The organism is Turicibacter sp. St.80E1, assembly GCF_059728495.1.
In genome coordinates this window covers 1,142,890-1,160,700 of sequence record NZ_AP039386.1, presented here as the reverse complement: position 1 = coordinate 1,160,700, position 17,811 = coordinate 1,142,890, and the positions used below count along the sequence as shown (strand labels likewise).

General features: G+C 38.0%; 14 protein-coding genes. All 14 read right to left on the bottom strand.

The features are described from left to right. Positions 1 to 1,085: 1,085 nt before the first annotated feature. Positions 1,086 to 1,619: a hypothetical protein gene (locus AC6I0I_RS05635; RefSeq protein ID WP_161832016.1), complete on the bottom strand. Its 534-nt coding sequence runs from the start codon at positions 1,617 to 1,619 to the stop codon at positions 1,086 to 1,088. A gap of 126 nt (positions 1,620 to 1,745) precedes the next feature. After that, positions 1,746 to 2,936, bottom strand: coding sequence for an IS701 family transposase (locus AC6I0I_RS05630; RefSeq protein ID WP_161832744.1), 1,191 nt, complete (start codon positions 2,934 to 2,936; stop codon positions 1,746 to 1,748). A gap of 187 nt (positions 2,937 to 3,123) precedes the next feature. Further along, entirely contained in the window at positions 3,124 to 5,307 is a 2,184-nt protein-coding gene (locus AC6I0I_RS05625) for a BspA family leucine-rich repeat surface protein (RefSeq protein ID WP_338507415.1), read from the bottom strand. A 370-nt stretch (positions 5,308 to 5,677) separates the two neighbouring features. Next, positions 5,678 to 5,989, bottom strand: coding sequence for a BspA family leucine-rich repeat surface protein (locus AC6I0I_RS05620; RefSeq protein WP_497993664.1), 312 nt, complete (start codon positions 5,987 to 5,989; stop codon positions 5,678 to 5,680). Continuing rightward, on the bottom strand, positions 5,946 to 6,446 hold the full coding sequence (locus AC6I0I_RS05615; protein ID WP_497993663.1) for a BspA family leucine-rich repeat surface protein: 501 nt from the start codon (positions 6,444 to 6,446) through the stop codon (positions 5,946 to 5,948). Before AC6I0I_RS05615 ends, AC6I0I_RS05620 begins: the two co-directional genes overlap by 44 nt. A gap of 143 nt (positions 6,447 to 6,589) precedes the next feature. Then, a complete protein-coding gene (locus tag AC6I0I_RS05610; protein ID WP_161832476.1) occupies positions 6,590 to 7,300 on the bottom strand; it encodes a BspA family leucine-rich repeat surface protein in 711 nt (236 codons plus the stop codon). Positions 7,301 to 7,811: 511 nt separating this feature from the next. After that, positions 7,812 to 8,786, bottom strand: a complete 975-nt coding sequence (locus AC6I0I_RS05605; RefSeq protein WP_497993662.1) for a tyrosine-type recombinase/integrase — start codon at positions 8,784 to 8,786, stop codon at positions 7,812 to 7,814. A gap of 94 nt (positions 8,787 to 8,880) precedes the next feature. After that, positions 8,881 to 9,390 (bottom strand): HdeD family acid-resistance protein, encoded by a 510-nt coding sequence (locus tag AC6I0I_RS05600; RefSeq protein ID WP_161832478.1) that lies wholly within the window; start codon positions 9,388 to 9,390, stop codon positions 8,881 to 8,883. Positions 9,391 to 9,617: 227 nt separating this feature from the next. Next, the gene (locus AC6I0I_RS05595) at positions 9,618 to 10,727 is read right to left on the bottom strand and encodes a polysaccharide biosynthesis C-terminal domain-containing protein (RefSeq protein ID WP_262950472.1); all 1,110 of its coding nucleotides are present in this window, start codon (positions 10,725 to 10,727) and stop codon (positions 9,618 to 9,620) included. Continuing rightward, a complete protein-coding gene (locus AC6I0I_RS05590) occupies positions 10,724 to 11,752 on the bottom strand; it encodes a polysaccharide biosynthesis protein (protein WP_262950470.1) in 1,029 nt (342 codons plus the stop codon). The genes AC6I0I_RS05595 and AC6I0I_RS05590 overlap by 4 nt, the downstream gene beginning before the upstream one ends. A gap of 37 nt (positions 11,753 to 11,789) precedes the next feature. Continuing rightward, complete coding sequence (locus AC6I0I_RS05585; RefSeq protein ID WP_161832481.1) at positions 11,790 to 12,458, bottom strand: hypothetical protein; 669 nt, start codon at positions 12,456 to 12,458, stop codon at positions 11,790 to 11,792. A 2-nt stretch (positions 12,459 to 12,460) separates the two neighbouring features. Further along, complete coding sequence (locus tag AC6I0I_RS05580; RefSeq protein WP_262953960.1) at positions 12,461 to 13,321, bottom strand: glycosyltransferase family 2 protein; 861 nt, start codon at positions 13,319 to 13,321, stop codon at positions 12,461 to 12,463. Beyond that, positions 13,314 to 15,806: a glycosyltransferase gene (locus AC6I0I_RS05575; protein WP_262953959.1), complete on the bottom strand. Its 2,493-nt coding sequence runs from the start codon at positions 15,804 to 15,806 to the stop codon at positions 13,314 to 13,316. Before AC6I0I_RS05575 ends, AC6I0I_RS05580 begins: the two co-directional genes overlap by 8 nt. Positions 15,807 to 16,127: 321 nt before the next feature. Next, positions 16,128 to 17,678 carry a hypothetical protein gene (locus AC6I0I_RS05570; RefSeq protein WP_161832484.1) on the bottom strand — a complete coding sequence of 517 codons (1,551 nt, stop codon included), beginning with the start codon at positions 17,676 to 17,678 and terminating at the stop codon, positions 16,128 to 16,130. Between the last annotated feature and the right edge of the window lie 133 nt (positions 17,679 to 17,811).

Genomic DNA, 17,811 nt, shown 5'->3' with positions numbered 1-17,811 from the left:
TACACCTCCACTTATCCGCGCCACAAATGTTTACATACGTAAACATTTGTTTTTGTATCAATATACAACAAGTATACTTATGTAAACAAAAAGTATACACTCAATCCAATAAGTTTTATATTCAATATAACTTTAATTATATTGAATATAATGGTATTAGGATTAATTTTCCAAAAAAAAACAAGGTGGAACGGGGAATGAAATAAGCGAGAAAAAAGTGAAGAGATGAGTTAAATATTGGAATAAGAGAAATAGAGGTTTTTTTATCCCTATACAGAAAAAAACTTCGCCGATTTGAGATTTTCGTGTAAAAAAGGGAATTGGGATAAGTGCGACGTTGGAAACCAAGGATAAACGGTTCGAATAGCGTTGAGCCGTTATACACAGGTAAGAACTTGATATCCGTTGCACAGATTCACTTACACTTCTTTGAGAGTGGAGCTTCTCTAAGTTCAATTTAAACTATACCTCATGAATGACTCTCCCACCGCCTTACCTTGTTTTTAGACGGTTTGCGCGGGTTGTTCCATCACTAAACCGTACCGTTGACTTATAGAGAAATTTACTCCCCATCAAATGGTCATGACTGAAAGTCGAACGAGAGTGAGATTTTGTGTTAACAGGTAGCTTGTTAAATCTAAATTAATGACAATCTCTGAGAGGACACAAACGTGCGATAAACACTAAAAAATTTTATAAGATGTCCTCCCCCTAAACTAACGATTTGTTCATCATTCAAAAAAATGGGCCCTATCCTTTCGTAAGCCGGGGTGTTTTAGCTGCCCCAAGATTGGCCCTTATAACATATCCCGGTCTATAATATGAAATCAAGGCGTGCATCGATTCCATACGTTTCCCATATCACGATGTATCGGAAACGGCATCTAAAAAAATGAGCCCTCCCAGAAAGGGGAAGGCCTCGTAGTCTTTCGCTATTTTTTAGTCTCCATTTCTAGTGATTCGTCCGAATAATTAACCTTCGGATAACCGTCTAAAACCCGTGTCTTGTCTTTTAAGGCCAGATGTCCTCCTTTTATTGAGCGGCCGGACATATTTTAGATCCTCCCCCTCAATTAAGAGGCGTATCAGTCGAGTTCAATAACTGACACATCTAATCCATGATCTCCGTAGTCTCCCCACTTACGTATGGTTCCTGGTTCAAAAAACGCCGAATCATGACGGGAACCTTCGTCAATCAAAAGGAGCTGCGTCTCCCTCGTCAATCGATTTTCTTTTAATGATTGGAGTTCCTTTCTTTCATCTACAAGCATAGGCGATAACACATAGGGTAAGGCGTACTCACAAATGTCCTCACGATGACGTGATGGTTCAAAGAGGAGTCGGACCACGAGCTCAACTGATGCTTCTTTAGACAACACATGGCGATAATTAATCCCTTGGGCAACGATGACCAATTCATAGTCCTTAAGGCTCTGACGCTCACGCCCAAGTGGATAGTTATGATAAACCTCAAGGGGGTAACCCTCTTTCTTAATGAGTTCTCTCATTGTTTTTTGCAACACCCATGTCACATCGCGATGAGTTATAAATTGATAATCTAAATAATTTTCCTTAATTTCTTCAATGGCTCTCCCTAGCAGTTCCTTAGCAGGCGTCATCTTACTTCCCCCCGAAAAAACAAATTAGCTTTCTCTTTAACTTATTCAGCCCCCTGGAAAAAAATAATATACTATTAATGTGCAATTTTTAAGAAAAATTTTCCAAGGAATGAAAATACACTTACCCTATGCAATTTTCAACTCTTCAAAAATGGTTTTTAATTCCACACCTTTTTGAGCTTTATGATAAATTAATTTCACTAATTCTTGTTTTTGCTTTCGTTGACACTGGCGTAAACTGTCACCCAAACAACGATTATTTAACGTTATTCGTTTTAAATAAAGGTAAACGAATTGAATCATTAACATCAATCGTTTAATCCCTTGTAAAGTTCGAATTTGATAGTTCCCCATTCCGAAATTTTGCTTCACTTCTCGGAAGAAAATTTCAATAGGCCAACGTTTAGTATAGTGTTTAAGTAGTTGTTTGGCAGACATTTTCAAATCATGACTCATAAAACAACGTAAAGCTTTTTCTTCCAAAGGAGCCGTTTGGGGCCAACTTAAAATGATTTGGACGACATGTCCCCCTCTTATTCGTCCCTTATATAGATACGTATAATAACGCTCAGATCCGACGGTCACTAAGTCGAGATCATGAAGGGATAATGTTTTCGCAAATTGTTTCAGTTGAATTCCGTTGGGACGGTAACCTTTAGGAAGAATGATTCGATTCGTTTTAATCGCTCCTAAATAATGAAACCCGACTTGCTTAGCCGTTTGAAGGAGAGCTTCACACGTATACCAACTATCCGCTAAGACATAGCCTTTATAGGGAGGTTTGGGTAATTCCATCAGAGCTCTTCGAACGAGTTCGATTTTACTCTGTTTCTCTTTTTCATAGGGAATGATTTGATAAGGAAGAATTAAATCCTCACATTGAAGCATCAAGGCGACAAATTGATGACCATAAACGTGTTGATGATGAAGATGAGAAAAGTGCCAGCTACATCCTTGAATAGGATGTGTTGCCCGTGACGAAGGTTTAGTTTTAACACAAGTCGTATCATCAACCATCACGTAAATAGGTTGTTGAGTTTGATAAGAACGCTGATAGATACAGGATAAAACATAGGTTTGAATCTGGTGACTGATCGCCTCCTCATCCCAAGGACTATCCGTTAAAAATCGTCCAAAACTTGTCCGATGACAGTGTTTAACGGCAGAGATTTTCCCCTGATAATTTTCCTGAATCATCAAGTTTAGAAACTGGTTAACATGATTAAACTGAGGTTTAGATAAGAATAAATCTAAATCAAGTTGTTTTAAAAATTTGAAAATTGAATTTGAATCTGATATAATACTATCCATGAACATTAACTTAATTCCCCCTCGTTAATTGGTTGTAGGAGACTTAATTATACAGGGATTTAAGTTAATGTTTTTTCTTTTTTTACTGGTATTTTATAGCTGGAAATTAATTGGAAGTAGTTTTGCACATTAATAGTAATATACTTAAGAAAATAAAACAAAAGGGAGGTCTATATTTTTGAATACCAGATCATCAGCGGAAAAAACGTGAACGAAGTTTCACATCGGCGGGCCACCAAACTGCCGTATAGCTACCATTCGCTCGGTTCCATAGTTCTTCCACTGGATAATCTGAGCTTAACCCGTTAGGATCCCATCGCAACAAATAATATGTTGGATAGAAGGGGCGATGCTCGTCCTGTGCATTGCTAATGCCATCCGCCAATGCCTCCCGACTTTCATAAACATAATGATTAAGACGTGCTGTTTCATCCTTCGATTGATTTGGAAAACTCCCCTTAATCGTCGTTAGTTCCATCATCGATAATGGACGAACCGTTGAAAAATCGTAATTTTGAATCCCTTGAGAAGGGGCGATTATGATAAATGGAACATCCGATGTGAAGTTTGAAAACATAGTATCTGGAATCGTATTTGCCTTATATTGACCAAAATCAATAATTTTTACCGCTGTACACCCACTAAACATCTCATCCACACTTGGGTCCACAGCCGTTTTGAATCCACTTAAGTCCAGGATTGTTACGCCACTACACCCACTAAACATTTGACTCATATTTGTGATATTCTCGGGTTGAAAATGACTCAAGTCCAAATCGGTTAACCCGGAACATTGGGCAAACATAGAACTCATATCCGTCACTTTTCCTGTATCAAAATGGCTCACATCTAAAGCAGTCAGACGACTACACCCCTGAAACGTAGAGCTCATATCCGTCACTTTCCCTGTATCAAAATGGCTAACGTCTAAAGCAGTCAGACGACTACACCTCTGAAACATTTGACCTATATTCGTCGCATTCCCTGTATCAAAATGGCTCACATCTAAATCCGTTAAACTCGAACAGTCGGAAAACATCCCATTCATACCTTTGACATTTCTTGTATCGAATTGACTCACATTTAAACTCGTTAGGCTATTACAGTAATCGAACATCCCCGTCATATCCGTGACCTGACCTGTGTCAAATTGGCTCACATCTAAACTCGTTAAGCCAGAGCAGTCTAAAAACATCCCCGTCATATCCGTGACCCGACTTGTGTCAAATCGACTCAAATCTAAACTCGTTAAGTTACCGCAATAGGCAAACATGGAATTCATATCGGTCACATTCTTGGTCTGAAAATTCGTCAGGTCCAAACTTGTTAAACCCGCACACTCATAAAACATGGAATTCATATCGGTCACATTCCCGGTTTGAAAATTCGTCAGGTCCAAACTTGTTAAACCCGAACACCCATAAAACATGGAATTCATATCGGTCACATTCCCGGTTTGAAAATTCGTCAGGTCCAAACTTGTTAAACCCGCACACTCATAAAACATGGAATTCATATCGGTCACATTCCCGGTTTGAAAATTCGTCAGGTCCAAACTTGTTAAACCCGAACACCCATAAAACATGGAATTCATATCGGTCACATTCCCGGTTTGAAAATTCGTCAGGTCCAAACTTGTTAAACCCGCACACTCATAAAACATGGAATTCATGTTCGTGACCTGACTCGTATCAAATTGACTTACATCCAAGGATTCCAAAGCACACTCATAAAACATGGAATTCATGTTCGTGACCTGACTCGTATCAAATTGACTTACATCTAGGTTCCTTATGCTACTGCTATTAAACATGTTAGACATATCCGTTACTTTCCCCGTATTAAATCCACTCACATCTAAACTTGTTAATCCCCTGCAGTTATAAAACATCGCACTCATATCAGTAACTTGACTTGTATCTAAACCACTTAAGCTTAAATCCGTCATTTCTTGACAGTCGAAAAACATTTGAGACATATTCGTGACCTGACTCGTATCTAGTCCAGTTAAATTCAGGTTAAGGACCGTCTGGTTATTTTTAAAAGATTCTAATAGGTCAGTGGTTTCTAATTGTACTTTTTTCCCACTCACTTCCTCCAGTTGTAGGTGTGTCATAGAGCTTGGAAAAATTTTAAGATCTTTGACGCTAACTTGGCGCCCACTATATTCACCTGGAATATAGATTTCCGTTTCCGTGCTACTTCCCTTCCACCCATTTAAGATATATTTATCCGGGATTGTGTCATCATAATCCCAATTATCCAAATTAAATGTTGCCATCATATCTCTCCTTTTTCTTGAATCTTCTATCGTATTTATATGGTCAACCTCCCCTTCTCGTGCAAGCCTTGGCCTAAATAAAAAGGATTTCTTCATGTTAAAAGAAATCCTCCTTGGCATTAAATACAAACGACCCTTAACTTGGTCAGCGGAAAAAACGTGAACGAAGTTTCACATCGGCGGGCCACCAAACTGCCGTATAGCTACCATTCGCTCGGTTCCACAATTCCTCCAAAGAATTAGACGCTGATAAGGGTTTAGCGTCCCACCGTAGGAAGAAATATGTTGCATAGTTTGGTCTTTCAGACAAATTTATATCCGGGATTGCTCTTGCCAATGCTTCCCGACTCTCATAGACATATTGACCTGGATATTCCGTTTTTTCTTTTAATCCTCCGAGAAAACTTCCCTGACCTGCCTTATATTTTAAACCTGATCGTGGGCGAATGTTTGAAAAATCATAGTTTTAAATACCGGTAGACGGGGAGATTATAATAAGCGGAATATTAGATTGAAATCCAAATAAATTATCCGCAGTTGTCCACTGACATTGCCCTAAATCAATAATTTTTAATTGAGTACATCCTTTAAACGTATCCCATTTAAACTGAACGTTTTCCAGATTAAATCTACCTAAATCTAAACTCGTTAACTCACTACATCCCTCAAACATGGAATTCATATTCGTGACACTTTTCGTATCAAACCCACTCACATCTAAACCTGTGAACCCGCTACAACCCGAAAACATCCCACTCATATTCAGGACATTTCCCATTTGAAATCCTCTCAAACTTAGGTCCGTTACCCCCCCTCCCCCCCCCCCCCCCGCAATCACTAAACATGTAACTCATATCCGTAACATTTGTCATATCAAACCTACTCACATCCACACTTGTTAACCCACTACATTCATTAAACATACAACTCATATTCGTGACGTTTCCCGTATCCAATCCGCTTAGATCAATATGAATAATCTTACTTCTATAACGAAAAGATTCCGATAAGTTGGTGGTTTCTAATTGTACTTTTTTCCCATTCACTTCCTCTAGTTCTAAGTGGGTCATCGAAGATGGGAAAATTTTAAGGTCTTTTAAACTAATTTGACGTCCGTTATACTCCCCTGGAATATAGATTTCCGTTTCCGTGGTACTTCCCGTCCATCCATTCAGTATATATTTATCTGGGCTTGTGTCATCATAATCCCAATCATCCAAAGTAAATGTTGCCATAGTTTCTCTCCTTTACATTGAGTCTTCTATCTCATTTATACGCTCACCCCATCTTGAGCGTGCCACCCTTAGCCTAAATAAAAAGGACTTCTTCATATTAAAAGAAATCCTCCTTGATGTTAGAAATGAATTATTCTTCACTTTTACCTGTGATGTTGGGTCCGCCCCCTTGAACTATACGGCCACCACACAGCATGGTAGCTTTGCCCTACCAACTCCTCTAGTGGAAGATCAGATAACGAAACATCTGACCTCCATTCTAGGAAACACCGCGTAGGACAAGCCGGATTTTGCGAGGAGCCTACAGTCTCTAATGCCTCACGACTCTCATAGACGTACTGATTAACTTGCATTGATTTTTCCTTTGATCCATCCGAAAAAACTCCATCGTTCGCCTTAAATGTTGCCCAAGATAAGGGACGAATGGATGAAAAATTGTAGCCTTTAATCCCTTGAGACGGAGATATTACAATAAGGGGGGCAGTTGATGAAAAGTTAAATACGTTGTTTGGAACGCTTACCCAATGACACTGACTGAAATCAATAATTTTTAATTGGATACATCTTGAAAACATCGAACCCATTTTGGTCACATTTTCCGTTTGAAACCCACTTACATCCAAATTTGATAAGCTGCTGCAATAATTAAAAATCTCAAACATACTTTGCACATTCTCTGTATTCCAGCCATTTACGTTTAGGCTCTTTAGATAAGAACACCAGGAAAACATTGCACTCATATTCGTTACTCGACTCGTATCTAAACCGCTTAAATCTAAATTAATAACCGTTCGATTTTCTTTAAAAGAGTCCAATAAATCCACTGTCTCTAATTGTACTTTTTTACCATTCACTTCCTCTAGTTGTAGGTGGGTCATCGAAGATGGGAAAATTTTAAGGTCTTTTAAACTGATCTGTCGTCCGTTATACCCCCCCTGGAATATAGATTTCCTTTTCCGTGGTACTTCCCGTCCATCCATTCAGTATATATTTATCTGGGCTTGTGTCATCATAATCCCAATTATCCAAAGTAAATGTTGCCATAGTTTCTCTCCCTTTCATTGAGTCTTCTATCTTATTTATACGCTCCCGCCATCTGAGGTGTGATCCCTCTTGTTTAACATTTTATAGAAAATGAGCTTCCCTCCCTAGGCAAAAAAAGGACTTCACCCGCCGTAGGCCCCAAGCAATTCGTACACATGATTAAGCTAAAACAAAAGTTATGAATAACCTTTAAAGGGGAGTCCCCCTAACTAAATATAACTGTTCGATTCATGGGGGCACAGTGAATTTTTCCATTTAAAAATGGCTCGCATGTCTCCAATCACTCCTGGATCCATACCAGCCATACCATTCAGTTCACCATTAAAACTGAATTAAATCTCCCGCATTTTCTTTCAACTTATCCACGGAGTGAACGTATCGATTCGTTGTCGCAATGTTTTGATGGGCCGCAAAATCACGCACCTTCTCAATACTTGCCCCTCCACGAATCGCGAGAGTAATCGCCGTATGCCGTGTCGAATGCACCTTCAAATGCTTTGAAATCCCCGCCCGTTGACACGCCGTCTTCATCATATAATTGAGCGAACTCGGATCTAATTTTTCATTGTTACGTTTATTTCGTGAATGCCCCACAAACAAATAACTGGATGCATCCTTGTCATAATCACGCCCTGTTCGTGCCACATACTCATCAATCAACGCCTTCACCGGTGCCTGCACCTTCACCATGTCCCGCTTATTTCCTTTTCGTACAACATGAATGACCTCGTATTCCCCATAAGTAGCAAGGTCCTTCAATCGAATATGAATCAATTCCGATTTACGTAGGGCGGTCGTCAGGGCTAAATAGATAATGGCCTTGTTTCTTAACTCGACCAATTTGGTTGTATCAAAAATCGCCAACAACTGCGTGCACTCTTGTTCCGTTAAGAACTCGGTCTCTTTCGATGTCACTTTAGGCTTTTCTTCTTTTAAATTACCAAATGGATTAAACCGAAGCAACGTTGTTCCCGTCTTGTTATCCTGATATTTTAACAACCACTTATAAAGTGAACTTAACGAAGACACCTTTCGATTAATTGTCGCTGTTGCACATCCTTTTCCCCTCAAATCTAACAAGTAGTGCTCCACATCAAACATATTAACCGCAATAATTTGCTCAAGTGTAATCTGTTCTATTGTCTCGACTTGAAAGAAATCTAAAATATCCCGTTCATACGAGATCGCCGTATACCGACTATTGCTTGCTTTTAAATTCAAAAAATGTCGAATAAAGTGAACTTTTTTCTCTGGCCCAACCGCCCGATTTCGACTTAATATTAATTCCACCATCATCACCATCTCTACTTGAAATATTCTCATCATAGCATAATTTTGACGAATATAAAAGAATGAGATCAAAAAAAGGAACCAAATTGGGTTCCCTTTTTTAACGGTATGTATTTTTTAGTTTAATTCCTAAATAAATTTCACCTAAAGCTGTAATGATAAGTGCCGTTCCAATAAAATATGGGGCAGAAATCAACGCCTTAAATGGTTGGAATACGACCAACGCCCCAAAAATAACAAAAATAACATTGGCCGCCGTATAAATATTGAGTCCAAAGTAACCGTTACGAATCGATAAAAACGTTAAATAGATTCCTCGGACTAACACCCAAATCCCATAAACTAACACCAGGACATCGAGCGTTGAAATTGGATAAAGCCATAGCGTTAATCCGAATAAAATATTAATTAATCCATTAAAAATATAAAAGAAACGTCCTTCACGACCCTTACTTCGTACAATCGTCATCACACCGATAACCATAAACATTAACGCGATTAACGCACTCAGACTAATAATACTTTGAAGCGGGAAAATAAAAAAGAAGACGCCAATAATCGCGAAGGCAATTCCTTCTACAAGAAATAATTTCTCTAGATAACTTTGCATCTTATCGCTCCTTTCAATGAGCATGAAAAAACAGTGTATTTTCCACTTGAAAACACACTGTTAGTATGTAACAACATTTCTTATTTATAACCTCACCAAGGATGAATGAGCAAAAATCAAATTCACTTTCCTTATAAAATGGGGGAAAGCAACTATCAACACGGAAATTATTAATCTTACTTGCCGAAGTCTTCATAAAAATGAACAATTCTAAACCCTTTGTCGCTTTAAACCTCCAAGGGATAGGTATCTGGGTGAGTTTCATCATAAGACTCGTTACACCAAATAATAACAATTAAATCCGTTTCCCCAGTATTTTCGATGTGATGAGTATATCCTGCAGGGATATCAATCACCTTTAGGTCCTCTCCATTGACTTCATACTCCAAAATTTCATGACTAAAAATGGAACGTAATCGCACACATCCATACCCACTCACGACCAGAAATTTTTCAATTTTGGTCTGATGCCAGTGGTTCCCTTTAGTGACACCCGGTTTACAACAGTTAATCGAAAATTGCCCTCGATTAGATGTTTTAATAAATTCAGTGAACGACCCACGTGTATCCTTATGCATAATTAAGGGATAACTCAATTCATTTTCAGGTAAGTAACTAAGGTAGGTGCTATATAACTTTTTTACCAATAAGTTATCTGTTTGAATCACCTCTTTTGTTTGACGACTAGTTTTAAACCCCGTTAAGATGTTTGCTAATTCCCCTAGTGTCAAAGAATAAACTGGTGTGACAGTCAACAGGCCACTCTTTTTACGACAATCCTCATGCAAGATTTCTAGAAACTGGTGTAAGACATCATCAATATACACTAAATTTAATAGGAGATTTGGATCTTTAATCCAGATAGGCTCATCCCTTGCTATTTGATAACAAAAGGTGGCGACAGCCGAATTATAGTGGGGCTGTGCCCATTTTCCAAAAACATTAGGTAACCGATAAATATATACTTTCGCTAAATTCCTCTCAGCATAGCGTTGTAACGCCACTTCCGCGGATAACTTACTTTTTCCATAGGCAGTTTTACCACCAGCCTTAATGGATGAAGTAAACAAAATGGGAGTATTTTTCTCATGTGCCATTAAAACATTCGTTATTCGTTTCGTTAATTCCTCATTTCCTTCAAAAAACTCACTCTCATTTAATGGGCGATTGACCCCCGCCAAATGAAAGATAAAATCTGCCTGAAGTACCGCTTGATCTAATTCAGAAGGGGTCCCCCCCTTATCAATCTCAAGGATGTTATATTGTTGATAAGATTTAAGAGTTGCCACAAGATTTTTTCCAATAAATCCGTTCGCCCCCGTTACAAGTACGTTCATTTAAAATCATCCCCTCGATTAGTTTTTAATGCCTCCTGAATATAAGGAAGATTTAACAATTTTTCCTTTACCTCTTCTATAGTTAACCGATACGTATTATGCGACGTATAGGCTTGCTGTTCCACAAGCGATTTGGCCGTATTAACCGACGTATGATAGTTCAAATCCCTTTTATCGCATGGAATTTTATAATAGGAGTCATAATCCACGGCAACAAGCATATCCTCCGACGAAACTAAGGTCTCGTATAACTTTTCTCCGTGTCGCGTTCCTATTATGTCAATGAGAGGATCAACACCAAAAATCTCACATATAGCCTTAGCTAAACATTCGACCGTACACGCAGGGGACTTTTGAACAAAAATATCTCCTTGCTCCCCATTTTCAAACGCAAACATGACAAGCTTAACCGCCTCATCAAGACTCATCAAAAAACGTGTCATATGCGGGTCCGTCACTGTCACAGGATGCCCCTCTTTAATTTGATCAACAAACAATGGAATTACAGATCCACGGGAAGCCATAACGTTCCCATATCTAGTTCCACAAATCACGGTCTGTCCCGCTTCAAGCAATCGGGCCTTGGCAATAAACGTCTTTTCCATAAGCGATTTGGACATCCCCATCGCATTGATAGGGTAAACAGCTTTATCAGTTGAAAGACAAATTACTTTTTTGACCCCACAGCTAATTGCTGCATTTAATACATTTTCGGTTCCTAAAATATTCGTTTTTACTGCCTCAATGGGATAAAACTCACAGGATGGTACTTGTTTTAGGGCAGCCGCATGGAACACATAGTCAACTCCACGCATCACCTCTTTGACACGATCTGAATCACGAACATCCCCTAAATAAAATTTCAATTTGGGATTGTGATACTTCTTCCGCATATCATCTTGTTTTTTCTCATCGCGAGAAAAAATACGAATTTCCTTTAATCCTTGATGAAGAAACGCCTTAACTACCGTATTTCCAAATGACCCCGTTCCTCCCGTAATCAATAATACTTTATCTTTAAACATCGATCTCACATCCCTCATTCGATCAACCTTTTCTTTTCTATTCCTCAAAAAAACCACGTTTAGAATAATCAACGTTGATCCCTTCCTTTTCAAGGAAAGGAATCACCTCACGCGCCCACTTTCCACGAACAATGCTAAATTTATTTTGATGGTAATTTCCAATATCTATAATCGGATTTCTCGTTGCATTAATGTAGTATTTTTTTGTTGTCGAAAAACGCATCAACTCCCATTGCCACGGATTTTGAGGAATTTTTAATTCATTAATGAGCTCTGTTCGCTTCCAAATTCCCGGTTGGCAACTATGTAAGTATGGAGCCATTGGTGGCCGTAAATTAAATCCAGTTAAATCGGTTTTAATATTCGGACTATACTCTAACTCAAAGTTAAACATCACTGTATTTTCTCCAAAATGATCGATGCAATACTGAATGCGTTCCTCATTCACCTGACTCCGAATAAAAAAGTCATCTAATAAAATAATTACATACTTGGTATCAAGTAATTCGAGCGTTTTCTTAATACGCGTTGTCCAAACAGGCTCATTTACACAAAGTGTTGGTATTTTATCATAGCTTTTTGTTTCCGTCGCTAAATAAATTGGAAATGTGCAGTTGGGCCAATATTTTTTGAAACAGTGATAAAAGATATCCCATAAATCATCATAGCAATCACAACTTAATACTAAAATACACGTTTGATTCATCTTCACGCCTCCCCATTCTCTCTCTTCCAATTTTCATATAATTGATTAAACGTTTCTTTTAATCGCGGGTTGCGTTTAACCTTTTGACGGACAGGAGACAGATGGAGTTCTGAAAAATGAAGGTATTGTGTACGGTATTGATCATAGAGTCCCTTCGCTTTTAAATCCAATCTCACTAAAGCTAACGATTCAAAAATTTCAAGACAATGCTCATTTATCACATGGACAAGGCTATTTGGACGTTGATAATAATAATAGAGAGGTTCCTCTAACAACGTGATTTTTGGTCTAGCTAATAGTAAACGCAACGTGATGATGACATCCTCCGAATAAGAGAGTGAGGGAAAATTCAATCCCGTTTCCTTTAAATAAGTATGTTTCATAAATTTTGCCCAAACAGCAGGAGCAAGTTGCGCGTTTAGAAAACAGAAAATTGGATCTCGGTTCATCTCATCCTCAGAAGTAAAAAATATTCGTAGGGGATGATCGCGTCCCCCCTCTTTTAAAAAGGCCTGATAAATGACCATATCTGCCTCAGTTTCTACTGCCTTTTGATAAAGGGTTTCACAGGCTTTAGGAGCCAACCAATCATCTGCGTCTAAAAATAAAATATACTCGCCCGTAGATTGGGCAAGACCGACTTCACGTGCTTTAGACGATCCTTGATTTTCTTGGTGAATCACTTTAATCGATGGATACATTTGTGCTAACTCATCACATAAATTAGCGGTTTTATCGGTCGAACCATCATTAACAAGAATAATTTCAATCTCCTGAAGTGTCTGTTTTAAGACTGATGAAACACTTCTAATCAGATAATCCTCTACCTGATAAGCCGGGATAATAACACTCACCTTAATCACTATCTATTCCCTCCCTCTGCTCAATAATAAACTTTCCATTCAAATATTTCTCATACCAATGCTGATACTGCGAATCAAATGCCGCCTTTAATTCCTGATTTTCTAGACATACTTTTTTTACGGGTGATAAGTGTTGGAACGCAAAGTTAATATATTCTTTTTCATAGCGATCATATAATTGACAACCTCTTAAAACATTAGCCACTTCTTCTAAGGCCTTGAATATCTCTAAACGTGTTTCGTTCACCGAATGCACTAGACTCCCTTCTCGTTGATCATAATAATAAAATCGTTGATCACAAAAGCTAAGCTTAGGATGATAGCGTAGTAAACGACTTGTTACAACAACATCTTCTGCATACGATATGTCGGGAAAATGAATCTGATGTTCATTCAAAAAACTTCGTTTAATAAATTTTGCACACATCGAAGGTTTAATTTTATCCTGTAGGAAATGAAGGACTGGTGTAGCTGCAATCTCTTCGGGACATCCACTAAAAATATTCAGTTCATACCCCTTATTTCCGATAACAAGTACCGCTTGAAAAAGGACAATATCCGCTTCTTCGAGCGTCGCTTGCGTATACAATTTCTCTAAGGCCTCCTTATCGAGCCAATCATCTGCATCAAGAAATAAAAGATATTCCCCCTTCGCCATCTGAACCCCGACTTCACGCGCTTTCGCCGATCCTAAATTACTTTGATGAATAACTTGGATATTTTGATAGGCCTTCGCAATATCATCACTTAGTTTAGCCGTTAAATCAGTCGACCCATCATCAACGATAATTATCTCTACGTCCTTGAATGTTTGCCGTAAAACCGATAACACTGATCTTAAGATATATTTCTCTACTTGATAAGCCGGAATAATAACACTCACTTTATATGGAGAATAATTCACTTGCTTCTTCCATTGAAAATCATCCACAATTGTTTGAAGAATATTTTCAAGTTGGGTGATCCCACGCTCAAAACTTAAAGACTGCGCTGTCTTTAATCCATTTTGAATGAGTCTCTCTCTTAACGCCGGATCCGTAAGTAACCGTGTTAACCCATCGGCCAATTCAGAGACTTGATGCGTTTGTGAAATAAGGGCATTTTTTTCATGTTGGGCGTATTGCATAATCCCTCCACAATTGGTTGCCACCACACATACACCTGAAGCCATCGCTTCTAGTGGCGGCATAGCAGCTCCTTCATAATCAGAGCAACTAAGTAAAATATCCGCCTCTCGATACACTTTTGCCAATTCTAGTTGAGAAACATTTACCTGATAATCAATCTCAAAAGGAACCGGACTAACTTCTGGTTTGACTTGACATGCCCACACTACTTTAAAACGTAATCCGCGATTCCAAACATTAACTAATACGGTTAAGGCTTTGACAAATCCTTTAAATTTTAGCACCGGATTTCCTACTAATAAGATAGTTAACTTTTCCTTTTCCTTTTTAACTTCCGGATAATAGAAAGACGTATCGATATAGATAGGAAAGATATATGAATTTTTTCCAAACCGAGTTTGAACAATATCATGCACGTATAACGAATTCGTCGCATAGTAAATGTCGTGTGAAAATTGTTTTTTTAATCTATTTCTTAAGATCACCTCAGATTGCAATGATTGAACATCACCATATAACGCCTCATGCCCTTGCTCCCAATAAAATACAGGGATGCGGTCACTGACCAATTCTTCAAACTCTCCGGTAAAAGTCGCAAAAATAATATCGGCTTCTAAATCATCAGTTAAGTAAGGTTCGTAAGGACGACGAATAATCTCCTCATCCGGAACGAAATCCTCAACCCATGTTGGTACAATACGATCATAATCTCCACGGATCATCAGTTTAATCCGGTATCCTAGTTTTTGTAAAAACTTCATTTGTTCGTATAAAATTTTAAGTCCTCCGGTTAACGATCGGTGAGTAATAACATAAAGGATCGTTAATGGATTCCTTGATTTCATCATGGGTTGTAAGGGTTTCACCGCTTTAGAAGTAGCGGGATAAATTTTAATTAATTTCTGATTGAGTTTAGGTAATCGATAGAATGAAATATCAAAAGATTTAAAATCCGGTATTGTCCACGTTTGATCCAAATTATCGTCTTTAACTAGGGCATAAATTAAAGAAACTCCACGTTGAATAAGCCAATGTAATAATGCATCCCCCTCCTGTTTACTAAGCGTATTTAGCGCATCGGGAATAAGGACCACATCATACGCTTGATTCCAGTGCGTTTCATGCATCCCCCCTAACGAGTGAAAAAAAATCTTTTCATAATAGCCTAAAACATTGGATGTCATCTCCCCACTATTTACAACACATAAATCAATCTTTTTATTATCTAAAAGATTTACACATCCTAACACCGGAGTGAATAAGGGCGAGGAATGAGTCACCTCAAGGATTCTAATTCCCTCAGGTAGTTCTAAAAATGGGATGACTTCCAAGGCAGCTTCCAAATTTTTCGTTTCCATTTTTTGCACTCCCCTCCTAACCTTCAATATATGACATTATATGAAAGTTCGCCAAAAAGTATCACATTTTACCTCCAAATAAGCATCAATACTAGAACCCTTTCATAAACAAACATTATCAATAACAAACTGAATTTAGCGACCCTTTCTCCTTCTCCCCTACAAGAGTTATCCAGACTCATGAGAATTAAACTCTTTCAAAAAAAAAACACCTAACCCTTCATGGAACGACCGCATTTTTCAATGAGAAATGTCGCTTTCATTTATAAAACAAAGCCCCTTAGTTTCATAGCTAAGAGGCTTTGTTTTATTCTTAGGTTATTAAATATCTTCTAATTGTTTCGCAATCTCTTTGACAATAAGATCAACATTTGTCATACTCAACGATTTTTTCTTGATCTGAGGACAATGTTTATCTAGCTTTCGCGTCATTCCATGATTTAAAATATTTGTTAACAAAATGGCTAATTTTACGCCATTAAAATATTGATCATTATATCGTTTATCAACCTCAAAATACTTACAATTTGGAAGAATCTTTTTTAATTTTTGAACCGTTGGAGTTGCGCCCCCGACAATCATCACCTCAGGGCAATTTATTTTCTCAATGTCGAGCGCCTCATCCACAACAATCTCCGTCATGTGATTCACCGATGGAGACCCTTCCTTTATGGATAGCTTGAGTGTTGCATATTCTCCCTGTAAACTGATTAACTCCTGTTCCAGACGCTCCTTTTCTTTTAAGGTTGTTATGAGCGTCGATTCTAATTCCTTCATTTTTGTTTTATTAGCTTTTTCCAAAGCGTCTTTTTGCTTACCTAATAAAGATTTTAAATCGGTATTCATCTCTTTTACCCGTGTTAATTCGTGTTTAAGGCGGTTCACCTCTTTTTCTAATTGTTTAGAAATAGATGGATCCTTCGTATGGCAGGACTGTAAAAAAAACTCCCGATTTTTTTGCATAATATTACTTAGGACAAAGTACGGTAATAATTCATATAACGATTGTTCAAAAGCGACGAAAATAGGCATCGGTAATACAAATTCACCTAACCGTACCGTCTGCTCCTCATCCGTTCCATACTCCTCATCTTCATCCGTGCAAAGTAGCAATGCCACCAACTGATAAACGTCTGCTTGTGTTAAGCGATAATCCATCTTCTGTGTCCATAACCCTAAATCTTTTAACCATTGAATCACTTTATGAGATTCAGCTGATTGGAAAAACGACTCCAGTTTGGCATTCAAAAAATCAACCACATTTTTCCCTAAATAGTCAGAGTATCCGCGACAAAAGCTTTTAATTCGCTTTGAGAAGAGCGAGTTGGATTTGACCAATTGATTTTTCAAGTAAAAATAACTTTCTTCCTCGAACTCAAAAAAGATTTGTTCCTTTTCTAATACACTCTTTTTTAATGTATTAAACGTGTTTTTTACCTCGTAGTTGACCCCCTGTTTTTCTAGAAAAAAATCAAGCACAGACAAATAAATTAAAAACTCCTGTTCATCAGGTTTTTCTTGATAGATAAATTTTTTAAGCTCTACTTCCTTTAGCACAGGATGCTTTCCAAGCTTGTTTTTTATCTCTTTATAAAAACGCGGATTTTGTTTATATAATTCATCAAATAACGCATTGAAAATAGTCTGATCGTCGTTTGCTGCTTCAAACAAGCAATAGGCAAACTTCACTTTATATTCTTCCTTTAACAATGGCCTTTCCAAACACACATGACGATAATACTTATACTTATCCCGGCGTTGCCAAACAAGTGGAAATCGATGATATAACCCTTCAATTGTTGAAAAATTATATCTTGCTAACACATAGGCCAAAAAGACTTCCCGATTTTCAACCAATCGAGTTCGTCTCATCCTCTCTATCCCCCTTTCTTTTTAACAGTATATGTGTATTCATCAGGTAAATATGCGTTAAATAGGCGCATTTTCCCACTTATTTCAACGGCTCGGTTACCAAAAAAGGACAGTATACGCGATACTGCCCTTA

Coding starts and splice junctions, on each gene's coding strand:
- AC6I0I_RS05635 (WP_161832016.1), bottom strand. CDS start 1,619: ATGACGCCTGCTAAGGAACTGCTAGGGAGAGCCATTGAAGAAATTAAG.
- AC6I0I_RS05630 (WP_161832744.1), bottom strand. CDS start 2,936: ATGTTCATGGATAGTATTATATCAGATTCAAATTCAATTTTCAAATTT.
- AC6I0I_RS05625 (WP_338507415.1), bottom strand. CDS start 5,307: ATGAAGAAATCCTTTTTATTTAGGCCAAGGCTTGCACGAGAAGGGGAG.
- AC6I0I_RS05620 (WP_497993664.1), bottom strand. CDS start 5,989: ATGGGAAATGTCCTGAATATGAGTGGGATGTTTTCGGGTTGTAGCGGG.
- AC6I0I_RS05615 (WP_497993663.1), bottom strand. CDS start 6,446: ATGGCAACATTTACTTTGGATGATTGGGATTATGATGACACAAGCCCA.
- AC6I0I_RS05605 (WP_497993662.1), bottom strand. CDS start 8,786: ATGATGGTGGAATTAATATTAAGTCGAAATCGGGCGGTTGGGCCAGAG.
- AC6I0I_RS05600 (WP_161832478.1), bottom strand. CDS start 9,390: ATGCAAAGTTATCTAGAGAAATTATTTCTTGTAGAAGGAATTGCCTTC.
- AC6I0I_RS05595 (WP_262950472.1), bottom strand. CDS start 10,727: ATGAACGTACTTGTAACGGGGGCGAACGGATTTATTGGAAAAAATCTT.
- AC6I0I_RS05590 (WP_262950470.1), bottom strand. CDS start 11,752: ATGTTTAAAGATAAAGTATTATTGATTACGGGAGGAACGGGGTCATTT.
- AC6I0I_RS05585 (WP_161832481.1), bottom strand. CDS start 12,458: ATGAATCAAACGTGTATTTTAGTATTAAGTTGTGATTGCTATGATGAT.
- AC6I0I_RS05575 (WP_262953959.1), bottom strand. CDS start 15,806: ATGGAAACGAAAAATTTGGAAGCTGCCTTGGAAGTCATCCCATTTTTA.
- AC6I0I_RS05570 (WP_161832484.1), bottom strand. CDS start 17,678: ATGAGACGAACTCGATTGGTTGAAAATCGGGAAGTCTTTTTGGCCTAT.